This is a genomic window from Bradyrhizobium huanghuaihaiense, assembly GCF_007830635.1.
Taxonomy (GTDB): domain Bacteria; phylum Pseudomonadota; class Alphaproteobacteria; order Rhizobiales; family Xanthobacteraceae; genus Bradyrhizobium; species Bradyrhizobium huanghuaihaiense.
The window spans coordinates 1-14,369 of the sequence record NZ_VLLA01000014.1; the positions used below are offsets into that span (position 1 = coordinate 1).

Annotated in this window: 17 protein-coding genes and 1 pseudogene; 11 read left to right on the forward strand and 7 right to left on the reverse strand. The window is 64.5% G+C overall.

Annotated features, from left to right (window positions below):
* A pseudogene (locus IQ16_RS25485) lies at positions 1-265 on the reverse strand (IS110 family transposase); the annotation flags it as partial.
* 138 nt (positions 266-403) lie between these two features.
* Between IQ16_RS25485 and murI the strand changes: the two are divergent.
* The 8 genes from murI (at position 404) to IQ16_RS25530 (ending at position 5,906) form a co-directional block, all read left to right on the forward strand.
* Positions 404-1,195, forward strand: coding sequence for a glutamate racemase (gene murI / locus IQ16_RS25495; RefSeq protein ID WP_018647412.1), 792 nt, complete (start codon positions 404-406; stop codon positions 1,193-1,195).
* Positions 1,196-1,256: 61 nt separating this feature from the next.
* Positions 1,257-2,030 (forward strand): HpcH/HpaI aldolase family protein, encoded by a 774-nt coding sequence (locus tag IQ16_RS25500; protein WP_018647413.1) that lies wholly within the window; start codon positions 1,257-1,259, stop codon positions 2,028-2,030.
* A 70-nt stretch (positions 2,031-2,100) separates the two neighbouring features.
* Positions 2,101-2,484, forward strand: coding sequence for a cupin domain-containing protein (locus tag IQ16_RS25505; protein ID WP_018647414.1), 384 nt, complete (start codon positions 2,101-2,103; stop codon positions 2,482-2,484).
* Positions 2,485-2,589: 105 nt separating this feature from the next.
* A complete protein-coding gene (locus IQ16_RS25510) occupies positions 2,590-3,357 on the forward strand; it encodes an acyltransferase (RefSeq protein WP_018647415.1) in 768 nt (255 codons plus the stop codon).
* Between the two features lie 270 nt (positions 3,358-3,627).
* Complete coding sequence (gene rpsD, locus IQ16_RS25515) at positions 3,628-4,245, forward strand: 30S ribosomal protein S4 (protein ID WP_018647416.1); 618 nt, start codon at positions 3,628-3,630, stop codon at positions 4,243-4,245.
* A 68-nt stretch (positions 4,246-4,313) separates the two neighbouring features.
* The gene (locus IQ16_RS25520; RefSeq protein WP_167526348.1) at positions 4,314-4,529 is read left to right on the forward strand and encodes a hypothetical protein; all 216 of its coding nucleotides are present in this window, start codon (positions 4,314-4,316) and stop codon (positions 4,527-4,529) included.
* Positions 4,489-4,818 carry a type II toxin-antitoxin system RelE/ParE family toxin gene (locus IQ16_RS25525; RefSeq protein ID WP_018647418.1) on the forward strand — a complete coding sequence of 110 codons (330 nt, stop codon included), beginning with the start codon at positions 4,489-4,491 and terminating at the stop codon, positions 4,816-4,818. Before IQ16_RS25520 ends, IQ16_RS25525 begins: the two co-directional genes overlap by 41 nt.
* A gap of 20 nt (positions 4,819-4,838) precedes the next feature.
* The gene (locus IQ16_RS25530; RefSeq protein ID WP_026312700.1) at positions 4,839-5,906 is read left to right on the forward strand and encodes a threonine aldolase family protein; all 1,068 of its coding nucleotides are present in this window, start codon (positions 4,839-4,841) and stop codon (positions 5,904-5,906) included.
* A 107-nt stretch (positions 5,907-6,013) separates the two neighbouring features.
* Here IQ16_RS25530 and IQ16_RS25535 read toward each other — a convergent pair whose 3' ends face one another.
* From IQ16_RS25535 to grxD, 4 genes are read right to left on the reverse strand one after another with little or no spacing between them, the layout of a single operon-like run.
* Positions 6,014-7,279, reverse strand: a complete 1,266-nt coding sequence (locus IQ16_RS25535) for a serine hydrolase domain-containing protein (protein WP_018647420.1) — start codon at positions 7,277-7,279, stop codon at positions 6,014-6,016.
* A gap of 1 nt (position 7,280) precedes the next feature.
* Complete coding sequence (locus IQ16_RS25540) at positions 7,281-8,567, reverse strand: serine hydrolase domain-containing protein (RefSeq protein WP_026312701.1); 1,287 nt, start codon at positions 8,565-8,567, stop codon at positions 7,281-7,283.
* Positions 8,568-8,610: 43 nt separating this feature from the next.
* Positions 8,611-9,165 (reverse strand): O-acetyl-ADP-ribose deacetylase, encoded by a 555-nt coding sequence (locus IQ16_RS25545; protein ID WP_018647422.1) that lies wholly within the window; start codon positions 9,163-9,165, stop codon positions 8,611-8,613.
* 4 nt (positions 9,166-9,169) lie between these two features.
* Positions 9,170-9,496, reverse strand: a complete 327-nt coding sequence (gene grxD, locus IQ16_RS25550; RefSeq protein WP_018647423.1) for a Grx4 family monothiol glutaredoxin — start codon at positions 9,494-9,496, stop codon at positions 9,170-9,172.
* A gap of 273 nt (positions 9,497-9,769) precedes the next feature.
* Here grxD and egtB point away from each other — a divergent pair, with 273 nt between their 5' ends.
* Positions 9,770-11,068 carry an ergothioneine biosynthesis protein EgtB gene (gene egtB, locus IQ16_RS25555; RefSeq protein ID WP_018647424.1) on the forward strand — a complete coding sequence of 433 codons (1,299 nt, stop codon included), beginning with the start codon at positions 9,770-9,772 and terminating at the stop codon, positions 11,066-11,068.
* A 51-nt stretch (positions 11,069-11,119) separates the two neighbouring features.
* Positions 11,120-12,091: an L-histidine N(alpha)-methyltransferase gene (egtD, locus tag IQ16_RS25560; RefSeq protein WP_026312702.1), complete on the forward strand. Its 972-nt coding sequence runs from the start codon at positions 11,120-11,122 to the stop codon at positions 12,089-12,091.
* Positions 12,092-12,327: 236 nt separating this feature from the next.
* Here egtD and IQ16_RS25565 read toward each other — a convergent pair whose 3' ends face one another.
* Together IQ16_RS25565 and IQ16_RS25570 are read right to left on the reverse strand one after the other, a co-directional pair.
* Positions 12,328-13,521 (reverse strand): low temperature requirement protein A, encoded by a 1,194-nt coding sequence (locus tag IQ16_RS25565; protein WP_018647426.1) that lies wholly within the window; start codon positions 13,519-13,521, stop codon positions 12,328-12,330.
* A 39-nt stretch (positions 13,522-13,560) separates the two neighbouring features.
* Entirely contained in the window at positions 13,561-13,806 is a 246-nt protein-coding gene (locus IQ16_RS25570; protein ID WP_018647427.1) for a BolA family protein, read from the reverse strand.
* Positions 13,807-14,003: 197 nt separating this feature from the next.
* On the opposite strand from IQ16_RS25570, the gene IQ16_RS25575 reads away from it, so the two are divergent.
* The gene (locus IQ16_RS25575; RefSeq protein WP_018647428.1) at positions 14,004-14,363 is read left to right on the forward strand and encodes a DUF427 domain-containing protein; all 360 of its coding nucleotides are present in this window, start codon (positions 14,004-14,006) and stop codon (positions 14,361-14,363) included.
* Positions 14,364-14,369: the final 6 nt, after the last annotated feature.

Genomic DNA, 14,369 nt, shown 5'->3' on the forward strand with positions numbered 1-14,369 from the left:
TATAAGGGCGGACATATTTGGCCGGCATCAACCTGGCATCGTGACCTAGCGATGCGAGTTTGCGGCTCAAATGATGTGCGCCGACGCAGGCTTCCATGCCGATCAGGCAAGGCTGCATATTGGCGAGCCGCGCCTCCACCTGGCCACGCGACCACTTTTGCCGCAGCACGATGGCGCCGCGCGTATCGTGGCCCACGACGTGGAACGAGTTTTTGCCGATATCGATGCCGATCACGGCGATCGCAGTACTGGGTGTCTGGGACATGGCGTGCTCCTTGTCTTGGCGCCCCTGGCCAGCTTATCGCTGGCGGGGCAGGAGCACGGCCGGACCATCCCATTAGCGGATCCGCCGCAAAACCGCCCCAAAAACCGAATGGTAACCATGGCGCCTTAAGGTAACGACGTGACCAATTCCCTGACGATCCTGGTATTCGATTCCGGCCTTGGCGGGCTCACGGTGCTCCGTGAGGTCGTGGCCGCGCGCCCGGACGCCCATTACGTTTACGTCGCCGACGACGCCTTCTTCCCCTACGGCCACCACAGCGAGGACGAGATCATCGCCCGCGTCGTGCCGCTGATGGGTGAGCTGATCGGCACGCATGATCCCGACCTCGTCGTCATCGCCTGCAACACGGCCTCCACCCTGGTCCTATCGCACCTGCGCGCCGCTTATTCCCTGCCCTTCGTCGGCACGGTGCCGGCGATCAAGCCGGCCTGCGCCCTGTCGAAGACCCGCCGTGTCTCGGTGCTCGGCACCAAGGGCACGGTGAAGCGCGAATACACCAAGGCGCTGATCCGCGATTTCGCGCAAGGCTGCGAGGTGACGCTGGTCGGCTCGCCCGAGCTCGCCTCGCTGGCCGAAGCCGAGCTGAGTGGCGCTTCCGTCAGTGACGACGCCATCCGCGCCGAGCTCGCGCCCTGCTTCGTCGGTGAGGAAGCGGGCGCGCGCACGGATACCGTGGTGCTGGCCTGCACACATTATCCGTTGCTGCTCGACCGCCTGAAGAAGCTCGCGCCCTGGCCGGTCGAGTGGATCGACCCGGCGCCGGCGATCGCCCGCCGCGTCTCGGACCTGCTGGGTGCGTCGACCTGTGCCATCGCGCAGTCCGGCGCCGAGATGATCTTCACCTCGAACCGCGTGCATGGGCTCAGCGCCACGCTGACGCCGTTCTTCGGCGGGCGCGCGCTGGCCTGACTTTCCGCATCGACGACGCGCTGCTAGGCTCTGCCGTCGTCATCTCCGCGCAGGTCATCCCATGTCGATCCCCGCAACGCCGCTCAATCGCCTCCGCCAATTGTGGAGCGAGGGGCGCCCCGCCTTCGGCGCGATCGCGACCATCCCGAGCGTGCAGATGGTGCAGATCATGGCGCGCTCGCTCGACTGGATCATCGTCGATCTCGAGCACGGACCGATCGGCCTCACCGAAGCACATGCGATGATTGCCGCGACGACGGGCACGCCGTGCACGCCCCTGGTGCGGATCGCGGCGAACGAGCCGTGGCTTGCCAAAGCGCCGATGGACATCGGCGCCTTCGGCATCAACTTTCCGATGATCACCAATCGCGCCGATGCCGAGAAGGCGGTGCGCAGCGTGCGCTATCCGCCGCGCGGCGACCGTCTCTGGGGTCCCTTCCACGCGCCGTTCCGCTGGGGCAAATCGATGCCTGATTACATGGCCTCTGCCGACGACGAGATGATCTGCATGGTCACCATCGAGCACGTCGAGGCCGTCAACCGCATCGACGAGATCATGGCGACGCCCGGCATCGACGTCGCCGTGATCGGTCCCGGCGATCTCGCGACGTCCATCAACAAGCGCGGCCAAATGGACGATCCGGAGCTATTGGAGCTGGTCGCGCGCGCCGAAGCCGGCATCCTCAAAAGCGGCGTGCCGATCGGCGGCGTCGCCCGCACCGCCGACCAGGCCAACGCCCTGATCGACCGCGGCTATCGCGCCATCGCACTCGGCTTCGACTGGTCGCTGTTCCAGCGCGGCATCATGGCCGCGTTCGAGGGGATCAGACGTTAGCCCTTGGGTTATCGAGCCTTGCCGGGAACTGCGGCGCTGCTAGGGTCGGCCGCTTCAAGGGAGGAAAATCATGCTCAAAAAGACTTTGCTCGCTCTCGTCTTCACCGGCCTTGCCGTTGCGGCCGTCGCCCAGCAGCCCGGCATCAAGCGCACCCCGCTCCAGAAGATCGAGTTTCCGGACGGCTACAACACCATCACCGCCATCGCCGAAGTCCCGGCGGGCGGTTCGGCCGGACGCCACACGCATCCCGGAATTGAGACGGGCTATGTCCTGGAAGGCGAACTCAGTCTCCTGATCGATGGGCAGCCGGAGAAAACCCTGAAAGCCGGTGATTCCTACCAGATCCCGGCAGGCGTCGTGCACGACGCCAAGGCCCATGGCGATAAGGCTATGAAAGTGCTTGGAGTTTACGTCGTCGACAAGACCAAGCCGCTGGCCTCGCCGGCCCCCTGATGCGGCGAACCGACCGGCCCCAAGCGGGTTGGTTCGTGCTAGAGCAGGCGGCGAGCGGGAGCCCGTTCGCTGCCCATTTTTTCATCCGCCGGAACCGAAAGAGCGATGCGCGGGACCCCCAAGACCATTTCGCTGCCGCGCCGCCTGATTTGCGACCTCATGCGCGCCTCGATGGACGTGCCGTTCGTTTCGCTCTCCCGTTCGCTCGATATTCGCCCCCTGCTGGAGGCCCGTGCCGGCGCACTGGCGCCCGTGGGCTGGGCGGCGATGTTCGTCAAGGCTTTCGCCCTGGTGGCCAGGGACGAGCCGGTGCTGCGCACCGTCTACGCCAAATGGCCCCGGCCGACCCTCTACGAGCTGCCGAAGAGCGTGGCGACGGTGGCCATTGCCAGGGTCGAGGACGGCGAGGAATGCGTGCTGCCGCAGCGAATCGCAGCCCCGGAGGCCCTGCCGCTGGCCCAGGTCGACGCCGAGATCCGCCGCGCCAAGACGGCCCCGATCGAGGACATCCCGATGTTCCGCAAGATCATGCGGGCGACCCGCCTACCGCTGCCGCTGCGGCGGCTGTCCTGGGCCGTGGGGCTGAATTTCGGCCGACAGCGCGGCAACTGGTTCGGCAGCTTTGCGGTGAGCTCGGTGGCCGCCTATGGCGGCGGCGAGCTCCACCCCATCACGCCGGGCCCCTTCATCGTCAGCTATGGGGTGGTCGAGCCCGACCAGACCATCCATGTCGTGATCCGCTGGGACCACCGGGTCACGGACGCGGCCCCCATCGCCCGGGTCCTGACCCGGCTGGAACAGGTCCTGAACACTGAAATCGCTGCCGAATTGCAGGGCTCGGGCCCAAAGGCGATCCGGGCGGTCAGGACTTAAGCCCCATCGTTCCGGGATGGTCCGAAGGACCAGACCCGGAACCTGGAGATTCCGGGTTCGGCGCCGCCCCGGAATGACGGCTAGAGAATTGACAGCGAACCCCAAACTCCCCTAAAAGCCGCCTGCTCGCGGGCCGATTTCGGCCCGCGAAGCGTTTCGCGACCCGTGGTCGGCTCCCTCTAGCTTTGGGGATCGGACCTGTCGGTGCCGGGCCTGGCCCGTCACACAGGAGGGCGCGTTTCCTCAAACCATGCAACCGAAGAGGACGCGATGACTAAGCGCAGTGAGGCGAAGTACAAGATCGATCGCCGTATGGGCCAGAACATCTGGGGCCGCCCGAAGAGCCCCGTGAACCGCCGCGAATACGGCCCCGGCCAGCACGGCCAGCGCCGCAAGGGCAAGCTCTCCGACTTCGGCGTGCAGCTCCGCGCCAAGCAGAAGCTCAAGGGCTACTACGCCAACATTTCCGAGCGCCAGTTCCACGGCATCTATGTCGAGGCGAGCCGCCTCAAGGGCGACACCGGCGAGAACCTGATCGGCCTCCTGGAGCGCCGTCTCGACGCGGTCGTGTACCGCGCCAAGTTCGTCTCCACGATCTTCGCCGCCCGCCAGTTCATCAACCACGGCCACATCAAGGTGAACGGCCGCAAGGTCAACATCTCGAGCTACCAGCTCAAGGTCGGCGACGTGATCGAGGTCAAGGAAGCCTCCAAGCAGCTCGCCCACGTGCTCGAAGCCAGCCAGCTTCCCGAGCGCGACGTCCCCGACTATCTCGAAGTCGACCACGGCAAGATGACCGCGAAGTACGCGCGCATCCCCGGCCTCTCCGACGTGCCGTTCCCGGTGCAGATGGAGCCCCATCTGGTCGTCGAATTCTATTCGCGCTGATATCTCCGCGATCCATTGCTCAAAGGCCCCGGTTTCCGGGGCCTTTTTGTTGTGGTAACATGCTCTCGATGTCCCAGACGACCGACCAGCTCTCCAACATCACCCCATCGGCAACGCCTTCCGAGGCGGAGCTTGAGGCATGGGCCAAGCTGCCCCGTGACGAGCAAGTCCGCCGATATCAGGCGCTGTTCGTTCAGCCCGATTGCAACAATTTCACCTCGGACACGCCGGACGACATCCTCGTTGCCGCGCGCCAACGTGTTGCTCAACGCCGCCATGGCTGAGTATCGGTTATCGGAGCGCACCCGAGCCGACCTGATCGACATCTACGACTTCACCGAAAGCCGGTTCGGCAAATATCAGGCTGAAGCTTATTACGCTGGTCCGATCCGTTCCTTCGGACTTCTCGCCGACTTTCCCTTGATCGGCCAGCAAGTGGATGAACTTGCGGCCGGCTATCGACGTTTCCGCTTCCAATCCCATCTGATCTTCTACACGGTGCAAGCCGACCACGTCGAGATCCGTGCCATTCTTCACGGCGCACAAGACATCAGACCGCAATTGTTCGACTAGATGAAATGACGAGATCAGCCATGCTCTACACCCCTCCCCCGACCGATCCCAAGGCACCGCCGGTGCGCATCAATCTGCTCTCGGACACGCAGACCAAGCCGACGGCGGGGATGCGCGACGCAATGGCGCGGGCGGAGGTCGGCGACGAGCAGGTCGGCGACGATCCGACCGTGAATGCGCTCTGCGAGCGCGTCGCCGAGCTGCTCGGCAAGGAGGCCGCGGTCTACATGCCCTCGGGCACGATGTGCAACGTCACCGCGACGCTGGTGCATTGCCGTCCCGGCGACGAGATCCTGGCCCATGAAACCGCGCACATCATCGCCCGCGAAGGCGGCGCGCATGCCGCGATCGGCGGCTTCCAGGTGACGCAACTTAGGGGTCCCGACGGCCAGTTCACGCCGGAGACGTTCCGGAAAGCGCTGCATCCGCGCACGCGCTACCAGCCGCCGCAGACGGTCGTCAGCGTCGAGCAGACCGCCAATATCGGCGGCGGTACGATCTGGAAGAAGGCGGCGCTCGACGAGATCGTCGCCATCGCCAAGCAACACGGCCTCGTCACCCACATGGACGGCGCACGTCTCCTCAATGCCACCGTCGCCAGCGGCATCTCCCCGCGTGACATGACGGCGGGCTGGGATTCGGCCTGGATCGATTTCTCCAAGGGCCTGGGCGCGCCGATCGGCGGCGTGCTCGCAGGCTCGCGGGCCTTCATCGATGCGGTGTGGCAATGGAAGCAGCGCCTCGGCGGCTCGATGCGGCAGGCCGGCATCTGCGCCGCCGCCTGCATCTATGCGCTCGATCATCACGTCGGGCGCCTCGCCGACGACCACGCCAATGCGCGCGCGCTCGCGCGCGGGCTGTCGCAGATCTCCGGCATCGAGGTGCAGGAGCCCGAAACCAACCTCGTGTTCTTCAGGCCTGACGGCGCCGGCATTTCCGGTGACAAGATGGTCGCGGCGTTGCGCCAGCGCGGCGTGACGCTTGCGATGATGGATGGCCGCATCCGCGCCTGCACCCATCTCGACGTCAACGCGGCCCAGGTCGAGGAAGCGATCGGATACGTGCGCGAGATCGTGCGCGGGGCGTAAGTCCAGTCCCGTAGCCCGGATGGAGCGCAGCGAAATCCGGGATCTATCCGCACGGTGAGAAAGTCCCGGATTGCGCTGCGCTCCATCCGGGCTACGAGGGCGGCTCGTCACCGCCCCATCGCCTGATAGATCAGCGTCTTCAGCGCCAGCTGAATCCGGCCGCGCTGCGAGGGGGTCTGCACCATGAAGATCCCGAACAGGTCGTCCTCGGGATCGATGAAGAAGAAGGTGCCGCCGACGCCGTCCCAGCGATACTCGCCCAGCGGCCATGACGTGCCTGAAGGCACCGAGGTGCGCACGGCGAAGCCGAGGCCGAAGCCGGAGCTGCCGCCCGGATAATAGTTCTGGTCGCGCGCGATCTTCGTTTCCGGCCCGATATGGTCCGACGCCATCAGCGCGATGGTCTCCGGCTTGAGATAGCGCCGGCCTTCAAACGTGCCGCCATTCAGCAGCATCTGCGAGAAGCGCGCGTAGTCGCCAATCGTCCCGACGAGGCCGCCGCCGCCCGACTCCCATTTCAGCGGTTTGCGGGGATCGCGGACCTGCGTCATCGGGCTGATCGCACGATCCCCAGGCATCGGCTCGGCGATGCGCGGCCACTTGGCGGGATCGGCGACATAGTATGCGGTGTCCGTCATCCCGAGCGGATCGAGCAGCCGCTCCTTCTCGAACTGGAACAGCGATTTCCCCGAGATCACCTCGATGATGCGGCCGAGCACGTCAGTGGAGAGGCCGTAGTCCCAGATCGTGCCGGGCTGCTCGGCCAGCGGCAGCGTGACGATCTTCGCGATGAGTTCGGCATTGGTCAAAGCCTTGTTGTCGAACAGACCGGCGTCGGCATAGAGCTTGTTCACCAGGCCCCCGCCATAATAGCCGTAAGGAAGCCCGGCGGTGTGGCGCATCAGATCCTTGACCGCGACCGGGCGGTTGACCGGCTCGAACGCCAGCGAGACCTTGCCGTCCTCGGCCTTCGTCTCGACGCCGACCTTCATCTCGCCAAAGGCCGGGATGTATTTCGAGACGGGATCTTCGAGCGAGAGCTTGCCCTCCTCGACCAGCATCATCGCCATGACCGTCGTGACCGGCTTCGACATCGAGTAGAGGCGGAAGATGGTGTCGGCGCTCATCGAGAGCTCGGTCGCAGCGTCGCGAACGCCGAAATTCTCGTAATAGACCGGCTTGCCGTGCTGCTGCAGCAGCAGGATCGCGCCCGGGAACGTTCCCGCGACGATCTCCTTCTGGATGTAGTCGGAGACCTTTGCGAGGCCTTCAGGCGAGAACCTGCGTGCGGCGCGCGTCTCCGAGCCCGCTTGCGCACCGGCCGCACTCAACAGCAGAACGAGCGCCGCGAACAGCGCACGGCGCCCGCTCATGTCAATTCTCCATGGCTTCATAAACCAACAGCTTCAATGTCCGCTGCACGCGCTGGCGCTCGGTCGGGGTCTGCTCCAGCAGCACGAAGAACATGTCCTGCTTGGGATCGATCACGAAATAGCAGCCGGAGGCGCCGTCCCACTTCAATTCACCGAGATCGCCGGGCGGCGGCGGTTTTGCGTTGCCGGGATCGGTGCGGACCGCAAGCCCGAGGCCGAAGCCGAAGCCGTCGCCGGGGAAATAGAAATAGTCGCGATCAACGCCCGATTTCGGACCGATCTGATCCGTCACCATCAGCTTGAACGTCTCGGGCTTGAGGATGGTCTTGCCGTCGAGACTGCCGCCATTGAGCAGCATCTGCGCAAAGCGCTTGTAGTCCGCCATGGTCGTGACCATGCCGCCGCTGGCGAACATGATCTTCTTGACGACCGTCGGATCGTTGATGCGGCCGACGCGGAAATCGGAATCATTCGGCACCGGCTGCGCCAGCAGCTTCTGCTTTTCGGGGTCGGTGACGAAGAAGCCGGTGTCGACCATGCCGAGCGGGGTGAGCAGCTTCTCCTGCATGATGTCGATCAGCGGCTTGCCGGCGGCGATCTCCATCACGCGCGCCAAAATGTCGGTGGAATGGCCGTATTGCCACAGCGCGCCCGGCTGATTGTGCAGCGGGAGTTTGGCGATGCGCTCGGCGAACTCGGCGAGGTCATAGTCGCCGGCATAGATATTGGCGTCGCGGTAGGCCTTGCGCACCAGGCTGTCGCCGTAGAAGCCATAGGTGACACCCGAGGTGTGCGTCATCAAATCGTACACTGTCATCGGCCGGTTCGGCGGCACCAGCTCGAGCGACTTGGTGCCGTCCTCGGCCTTCTTCTCGACGCCGACCTTCACATTGGCGAAGGACGGAATGTATTTCGAGACGGGATCATCCAGCTTGATCTTGCCGTCCTCGATCAGTCGCACCGCGACGACGGAGGTGATCGCCTTGGTCATCGAAAACAGGCGGAAGATGGTCTTGTCCGTGATCGGCGCCTTGCTGACCACGTCCTGCACGCCGAAGGCTTCGTGGTAGACCGGCTTGCCGTGCTGCTGGATCAGCACGGTCGCACCGGCGATCTTGCCGGTCGCAACCTCGTTCTTGAAGAACTCACTGACTTTGGCGAGCTTGTCCTGGTTGAAATGCGCGCCGGCCGGGATCTCGTAGGTGCCCTCCGCGCGCGCCAGCGATATCAGGCCGAACGACAACAATGCGCCATAGACAAATGGGCGCAGTCCAACATGAAAATTCATATCCCCTCCCCGGAACATGGTCCGGCGGAGTGTACTGACCGCGTCATCGGGCACAAGGGCTGCTGTGTTGCGCCAGCGCCTCGGCATGGAGTTTGGCGCTCGGCTCGGCGAAGCAGCAGAACACCACGCGGGTGACGGATGGCGCGGCGGCGAGCCCTTCGATGGTCGTACGCACGGCAATATCGGCGGCCCGGTCGGCAGGAAAGCGGAAAATGCCGGTCGAAATCGCGGGGAACGCCACCGAGGTCAGCTTGTGCTTGCCGCACAGCTCCATCGAGCGACGATAGCAGGAGGCGAGCAGGCCGTCCTCGCCCAGCGTGCCGCCATTCCAGACCGGTCCGACCGTGTGGATCACGTGGGCGGCCTTGAGCCGATAGCCTTTGGTGATCTTGGCGTCGCCCGTTTTGCAGCCGTGAAGCATGCGGCATTCAGCGACAAGATCGGGCCCGGCGGCCCGATGGATCGCACCATCCACGCCGCCCCCGCCAAGGAGCGACGTGTTGGCCGCGTTGACAATGGCGTCAACGCTCAGTGTCGTGATGTCGGCAACGACGACGTCGAGCTCCACGCCGCCAATCCGGCGCGACAGCACGGTCACGCCCTTAGGCCGCGACGACGACGCCCTTCTCGGAGAAGAGCTGCTGCAACTCGCCGGCCTGGAACATCTCGCGGACGATGTCGCAGCCGCCGATAAATTCGCCCTTCACATAGAGCTGCGGGATGGTCGGCCAGTTCGAGTATTCCTTGATGCCGTTGCGCAGCTCGGCGGATTCGAGGACGTTGAGGCCCTTATAGCCGACACCGATATGGTCGAGGATCTGGACGACCTGGCCGGAGAAACCGCACTGCGGAAATTGCGGCGTACCCTTCATGAACAGAACCACGTCGTTCGACTTCACTTCGTTGTCGATGAATTCCGCGATGCTCATATCCGTGTCCTTCTGGGGCAGAGCCCTCACCAATTGCTTCGGGCCGGCTCAGCCGATTTAACCCGATACCTGCCTATATATGTAGCCCAAACCGTTGTGCATCCAAAGTAAAATGGCGGCGAACGGTCCCCGTCCCCGCCCGTGTCCCGGCCTTCTCCCGGCCTTGGGCGGCCGGCCCCGGCAGCGCCGGCCCATTGCATGATGGCACAAATATCATCACCGGGGAGGACTTTCATACCGTAACGGAGCCCCTATCTAGGACGAACCTTGGTTTTGGAACCGGGCAACGCCAACAACGTTCTCTTGTCCTGTCTGGAGAAAAACGTGACGAAACCAGCCTCCGCCACGGCCGCCCCCGCGCTTTCGTCACCATCCTCCGAGGAGGGCAGCCTTGCCCGGCGGCTGGAAGAGGACTTTCTCGCGGTTCGCAACGAGACCGAGCGCCGGGCCGCGCCGCTGTCGCCCGAGGACCAGCAGATCCAGTCCATGCCCGATGCGAGCCCTGCGAAATGGCACAGGGCTCATACCACCTGGTTCTGGGAGCAATTTTTACTTGGCGAGCACGCCTCCGGCTACCGGCCCTTTCACCCCGATTTCGCGTTTCTGTTCAATTCCTATTACGTCAGCGCCGGCCCGCGTCATGCCCGCAACCATCGCGGCGACATCACCCGTCCGAGCGCGGGCGAGGTCGGCGCCTACCGCAGGTATGTCGATGCAGCCGTCGTCAAATTCTTCCGCGAAGCGAGCGACGACCAGCTCCTGGCCCTGGCGCCGCTGGTCGAGGTCGGGCTCAACCATGAGCAGCAGCATCAGGAATTGATGTTCACCGACATCCTGCATGCGTTCGCGCAGAATCCGGTCTATCCGGCCTACGACCCGGACTGGCGCTTTCCGTCCGCAACGCGCACCGGCGACGACTGGCTGACGCTCAACGAAGGCATCCACACCGTCGGCCATGTCGATGACGGCTTCCATTTCGACAACGAGAAGCCCGCCCATCGCGCCCTCGTCGGCCCTGTCAAGGTCGCGCGCAATCTCGTCACCAACGCCGAATGGCTCGCCTTCATGCGCGACGGCGGCTACCGCACGGCAACGCTGTGGCTGATGGACGGCTTCGCCGCAGCCAGCAAGGAAGACTGGCAGGCCCCGGGCTATTGGCGCGAGGTCGACGGCGCATGGCAGGTGATGACGCTCGCCGGCCTCAAGCCGGTCGATCCCGACGCGCCGGTCTGCCATGTCAGCTATTACGAGGCGGATGCGTTCGCGCGCTGGGCCGGCAGGCATCTCCCAACCGAGATGGAATGGGAGGTCGCGGCCCGCTCCAGGCAGCTCAACGACGCCTTCGGCATCGTCTGGCAATGGACGCGGTCGTCCTACTCGCCCTACCCCGGCTATCGCGCCGTCGAAGGCGCGCTCGGCGAGTACAATGGCAAGTTCATGATCAACCAATTGGTTCTGCGCGGCTCCTCGCTTGCAACTCCTGAGGACCACAGCCGTATTACTTATCGCAACTTCTTCTATCCGCACCATCGCTGGCAGTTCACGGGACTGCGGCTCGCCGATTACGTCTAGTCCTTAATCCGACGACAGATGCGCGCCGGACAGCGCGTTCAGGAGAGTATCATGAATGTGCACGCCAGCGCTTTGGCCGAAGCCCATCTTCCCGACGAGCAGACCACCGCCTTCGCCCGCGAGGCCATCGAGGACCTATCGCAGCAGCCGAAAAAACTGTCGCCGAAATATTTCTACGATGCGACCGGGTCGGAATTGTTCGAGGCGATCACGCGCCTGCCGGAATATTACCCGACGCGCACCGAGCTCTCGATCCTGAAGGAGCGCGGCAGCGAGATCGCGAAGATCATTCCCGGGCATGCGGCGCTGGTCGAGTTCGGGGCGGGCGCGACCACGAAAGTCCGCCTGCTGCTGGGCCACTGCAAATTCGCGGCCTATGTGCCCGTCGACATCTCCGGCGATTTCCTGGCGGCGCAGGCGAACGGGCTCAAGCGCGACTTCCCCGCGCTCGGCATCTATCCGGTCGCCGCCGACTTCACCACGCCGTTCGAGCTGCCGAAGGCGGTCGCATCCATGCCCAAGGTCGGCTTCTTCCCCGGCTCGACCATCGGCAATTTCGAGCCGCATGAAGCGCAGGCCTTCCTGAAGAGCGCGCGCCAGATCCTGGGCAAGGGTGCGCAGATGATCATCGGCGCCGACCTCGAGAAGGACGAGCGCGTGCTCCATGACGCCTATAACGATGCCGCCGGCGTCACCGCGCGCTTCAACCTCAATGTGCTGGTGCGCATCAACCGCGAGCTCGGCGGCAATTTCGACCTGTCCGCCTTCACCCATCGCGCGATCTACAATCGCGAGCGGCACCGCATCGAGATGCACCTGATCAGCAGGAAGAGCCAGACCGTGCGCCTGCTCGGCACCAGCTTCTCGTTCAAGCCGGGCGAGAGCATTCATACCGAGAATAGCTACAAATACAGCATTGAGCGCTTTGCCGCACTGGCGCAAGGCGCTGGCTGGCGGGTGCGCGAAAGCTGGACGGACGCGGCGAAGATGTTCTCCGTGCATGCGCTGGAGGTCGTGGAGTAATCCTCACCGCTTCCCGGTATTTGAGAGCGCTTTCCCCGCGGCGCATCCTTCGAGACGCCCGCTTTAAGCGGCTCCTCAGGATGAGGGCGGAGTGTGCGGCAGCAGTTTCAACAGGCAGCGTGACCGGTCAGCCTTATCCTGAGGAGACCGCCACCGGGTCCGCGCGAAGCGCGGCCCGATGATAGGCTCCGCGGTCGTCTCGAAGGACGGGGCGCTTGCTCAGGCCGCTCCGCGCTTCAATGCTCCTCCGCCTCCTCCACCTTCGATCCCAGCGACACCGACTCCCACACCGCCACCACGATCAAGATCACACTGGTCGCGACCGAGAGCCGGAGCGGCGACAGATCGGCTGCAAACCACCACAGCACCAGCAGCAGGATGATGCCGATGCCGTGCGAGAGCTGGAGGAAGCCGCGGATCGAATGCTTGAACAGGATGGTGCCGATCAGGAACACCAGGGGACCGCCGATCGTGCTCACGATGGTGCGGACGTCGGAGTGGCCGGTCGGGTGCTTCAGCACCAGCTCGTCCGAGACCGCGGTCAGGATGATGCCGGCGACGATCGGCATGTGCAGATAGGTGTAGGCGAGCCGCGCCAGCCGGCCGGATTCGGTGGATTTCGAGATCCGCTCGGAGCCGGCCTCGGCGCCCTTGTGGAAATAGACCCACCACATCGCGATGCTGCCGACCAGCGCCGAGACGAAAGCGAGGATGTTGGCCGACGTCCATTCCAGTTCGGCAAAAGTCGCGCCGTTGACCACAACGGCTTCGCCCAGCGCGATGATGATGAAGCCGGCACAGCGCTCGGCCATGTGGTTGCCTTCGACCGCCCAGGCCTCGACCGACGAGAAGCCCAGCTTCGGGACCCAGAAGCGCGCCGCGGGCGAGACATACTCCCAAGTGACCGCCGCGATCCACAGCCACAACCGGGTCTCTCCCTCGGAGAAACCGCCCGCGATCCACAGCACCGCAGAGATCGAGAGCCACGTCAGGATGCGGATCGCGTTGTGCCGCACCGCCGTGCGATGGCGCGGGGTCGCAAACAGCCAGAACGCGGTGCGTCCGACCTGCATGGCCGCGTAGGCGATCGCGAACCACAGGCCCCGCCCCTCGAAGGCGGTCGGGATGGTCGTCGACAGCACGAGGCCGCCGAGCATCATCAGGAAGATCAGGATGCGGACCGGCGTCAGATCCGGATTGAGCCAGTTGGTGACCCAGGCGGTGTAGACCCACACCCACCACACCGCGAGAAACAGCACCGCGACATGCACCGCGCCGAGCGGCGTGAAATGGTGCAGCAGCGTGTGCGAGATTTGCGTGACGGCGAAGACGAAGACGAGGTCGAAGAACAGCTCGGCGTTGGTGACGCGGCTGGGCTGGTTCGGCAGGATGACGCGAAACATCGCGCCGCGCGAATTCTCGGCAGCCATCGTCGTTCCCCGGCGCGTTCGGATCAGGCGCTCGTCAGGTCAGGTGCCGGGTACCCCAGGTACCCCGGTTTGCAGCGCCAGCGCATGCAGGACGCCGCCCATCTGGCCGCGCAGGGACTGATAGACGATCTGGTGCTGCTGGACGCGGGACTTGCCGCGGAAGGATTCTGAGATCACGGTCGCGGCATAGTGATCGCCGTCACCGGCGAGATCACGGATGGTCACCTCGGCATCGGGGATCGCTGCCTTGATCATCGCCTCGATATCGTGGGCGTCCATGGGCATTCGGGTCTAGCTCCTTATCTCGGCTGCAGGGCAGCCTCGTCTTCGAATCGCTCGCCGGGGTCCCCGGGGCCGGCGGGACAAACTTAGCGTGAACGGTCTTCTACGTCACGCCTTCCGGCACTATATCCCTGATCGCATCGGGACAAAGGCACGACAAAGTGCCGCGCGCGGCAGATTGATCGAAAAGGCGTGAAATCATGAAGCTTCCAGGGCCGGACCACCCCATCACCATCACCCCAAATCCCCGGCGCGTCCGCGTCACGGCGGGCGACATCGTCATCGCCGAGACCAGCAAGGCGCTGACCTTGAAGGAGGCCAAATATCCGGCGGTGCAATATGTGCCGCGGGAGGACGCCAACATGGCGCTCTTGGAGCGCACCGACCGCGTCACCCATTGCCCCTACAAGGGCGACGCGAGCTACTACAGCGTCAAGGCCGACGGCAAGACGCTCGACAACGCGATCTGGACCTACGAGACGCCCTTCCCCGCCATGACGGAGATTTCCGGCCATCTCGCCTTCTATCCGGACAAGGTGAAGATCGAGGAAGTGGGGTAGGTTCAC

Excerpts from the sequence above, each read along its gene's own strand:
- IQ16_RS25575 (WP_018647428.1), top strand. The coding sequence starts at position 14,004 with ATGAAGCTTCCAGGGCCGGACCACCCCATCACCATCACCCCAAATCCC.
- IQ16_RS25530 (WP_026312700.1), top strand. The coding sequence starts at position 4,839 with ATGCTCTACACCCCTCCCCCGACCGATCCCAAGGCACCGCCGGTGCGC.
- IQ16_RS25535 (WP_018647420.1), bottom strand. The coding sequence starts at position 7,279 with ATGAGCGGGCGCCGTGCGCTGTTCGCGGCGCTCGTTCTGCTGTTGAGT.
- IQ16_RS25510 (WP_018647415.1), top strand. The coding sequence starts at position 2,590 with ATGCGCGGGACCCCCAAGACCATTTCGCTGCCGCGCCGCCTGATTTGC.
- rpsD (WP_018647416.1), top strand. The coding sequence starts at position 3,628 with ATGACTAAGCGCAGTGAGGCGAAGTACAAGATCGATCGCCGTATGGGC.
- IQ16_RS25570 (WP_018647427.1), bottom strand. The coding sequence starts at position 13,806 with ATGCCCATGGACGCCCACGATATCGAGGCGATGATCAAGGCAGCGATC.
- IQ16_RS25540 (WP_026312701.1), bottom strand. The coding sequence starts at position 8,567 with ATGAATTTTCATGTTGGACTGCGCCCATTTGTCTATGGCGCATTGTTG.
- IQ16_RS25505 (WP_018647414.1), top strand. The coding sequence starts at position 2,101 with ATGCTCAAAAAGACTTTGCTCGCTCTCGTCTTCACCGGCCTTGCCGTT.
- IQ16_RS25500 (WP_018647413.1), top strand. The coding sequence starts at position 1,257 with ATGTCGATCCCCGCAACGCCGCTCAATCGCCTCCGCCAATTGTGGAGC.
- grxD (WP_018647423.1), bottom strand. The coding sequence starts at position 9,496 with ATGAGCATCGCGGAATTCATCGACAACGAAGTGAAGTCGAACGACGTG.
- IQ16_RS25520 (WP_167526348.1), top strand. The coding sequence starts at position 4,314 with ATGTCCCAGACGACCGACCAGCTCTCCAACATCACCCCATCGGCAACG.
- egtD (WP_026312702.1), top strand. The coding sequence starts at position 11,120 with ATGAATGTGCACGCCAGCGCTTTGGCCGAAGCCCATCTTCCCGACGAG.
- IQ16_RS25565 (WP_018647426.1), bottom strand. The coding sequence starts at position 13,521 with ATGGCTGCCGAGAATTCGCGCGGCGCGATGTTTCGCGTCATCCTGCCG.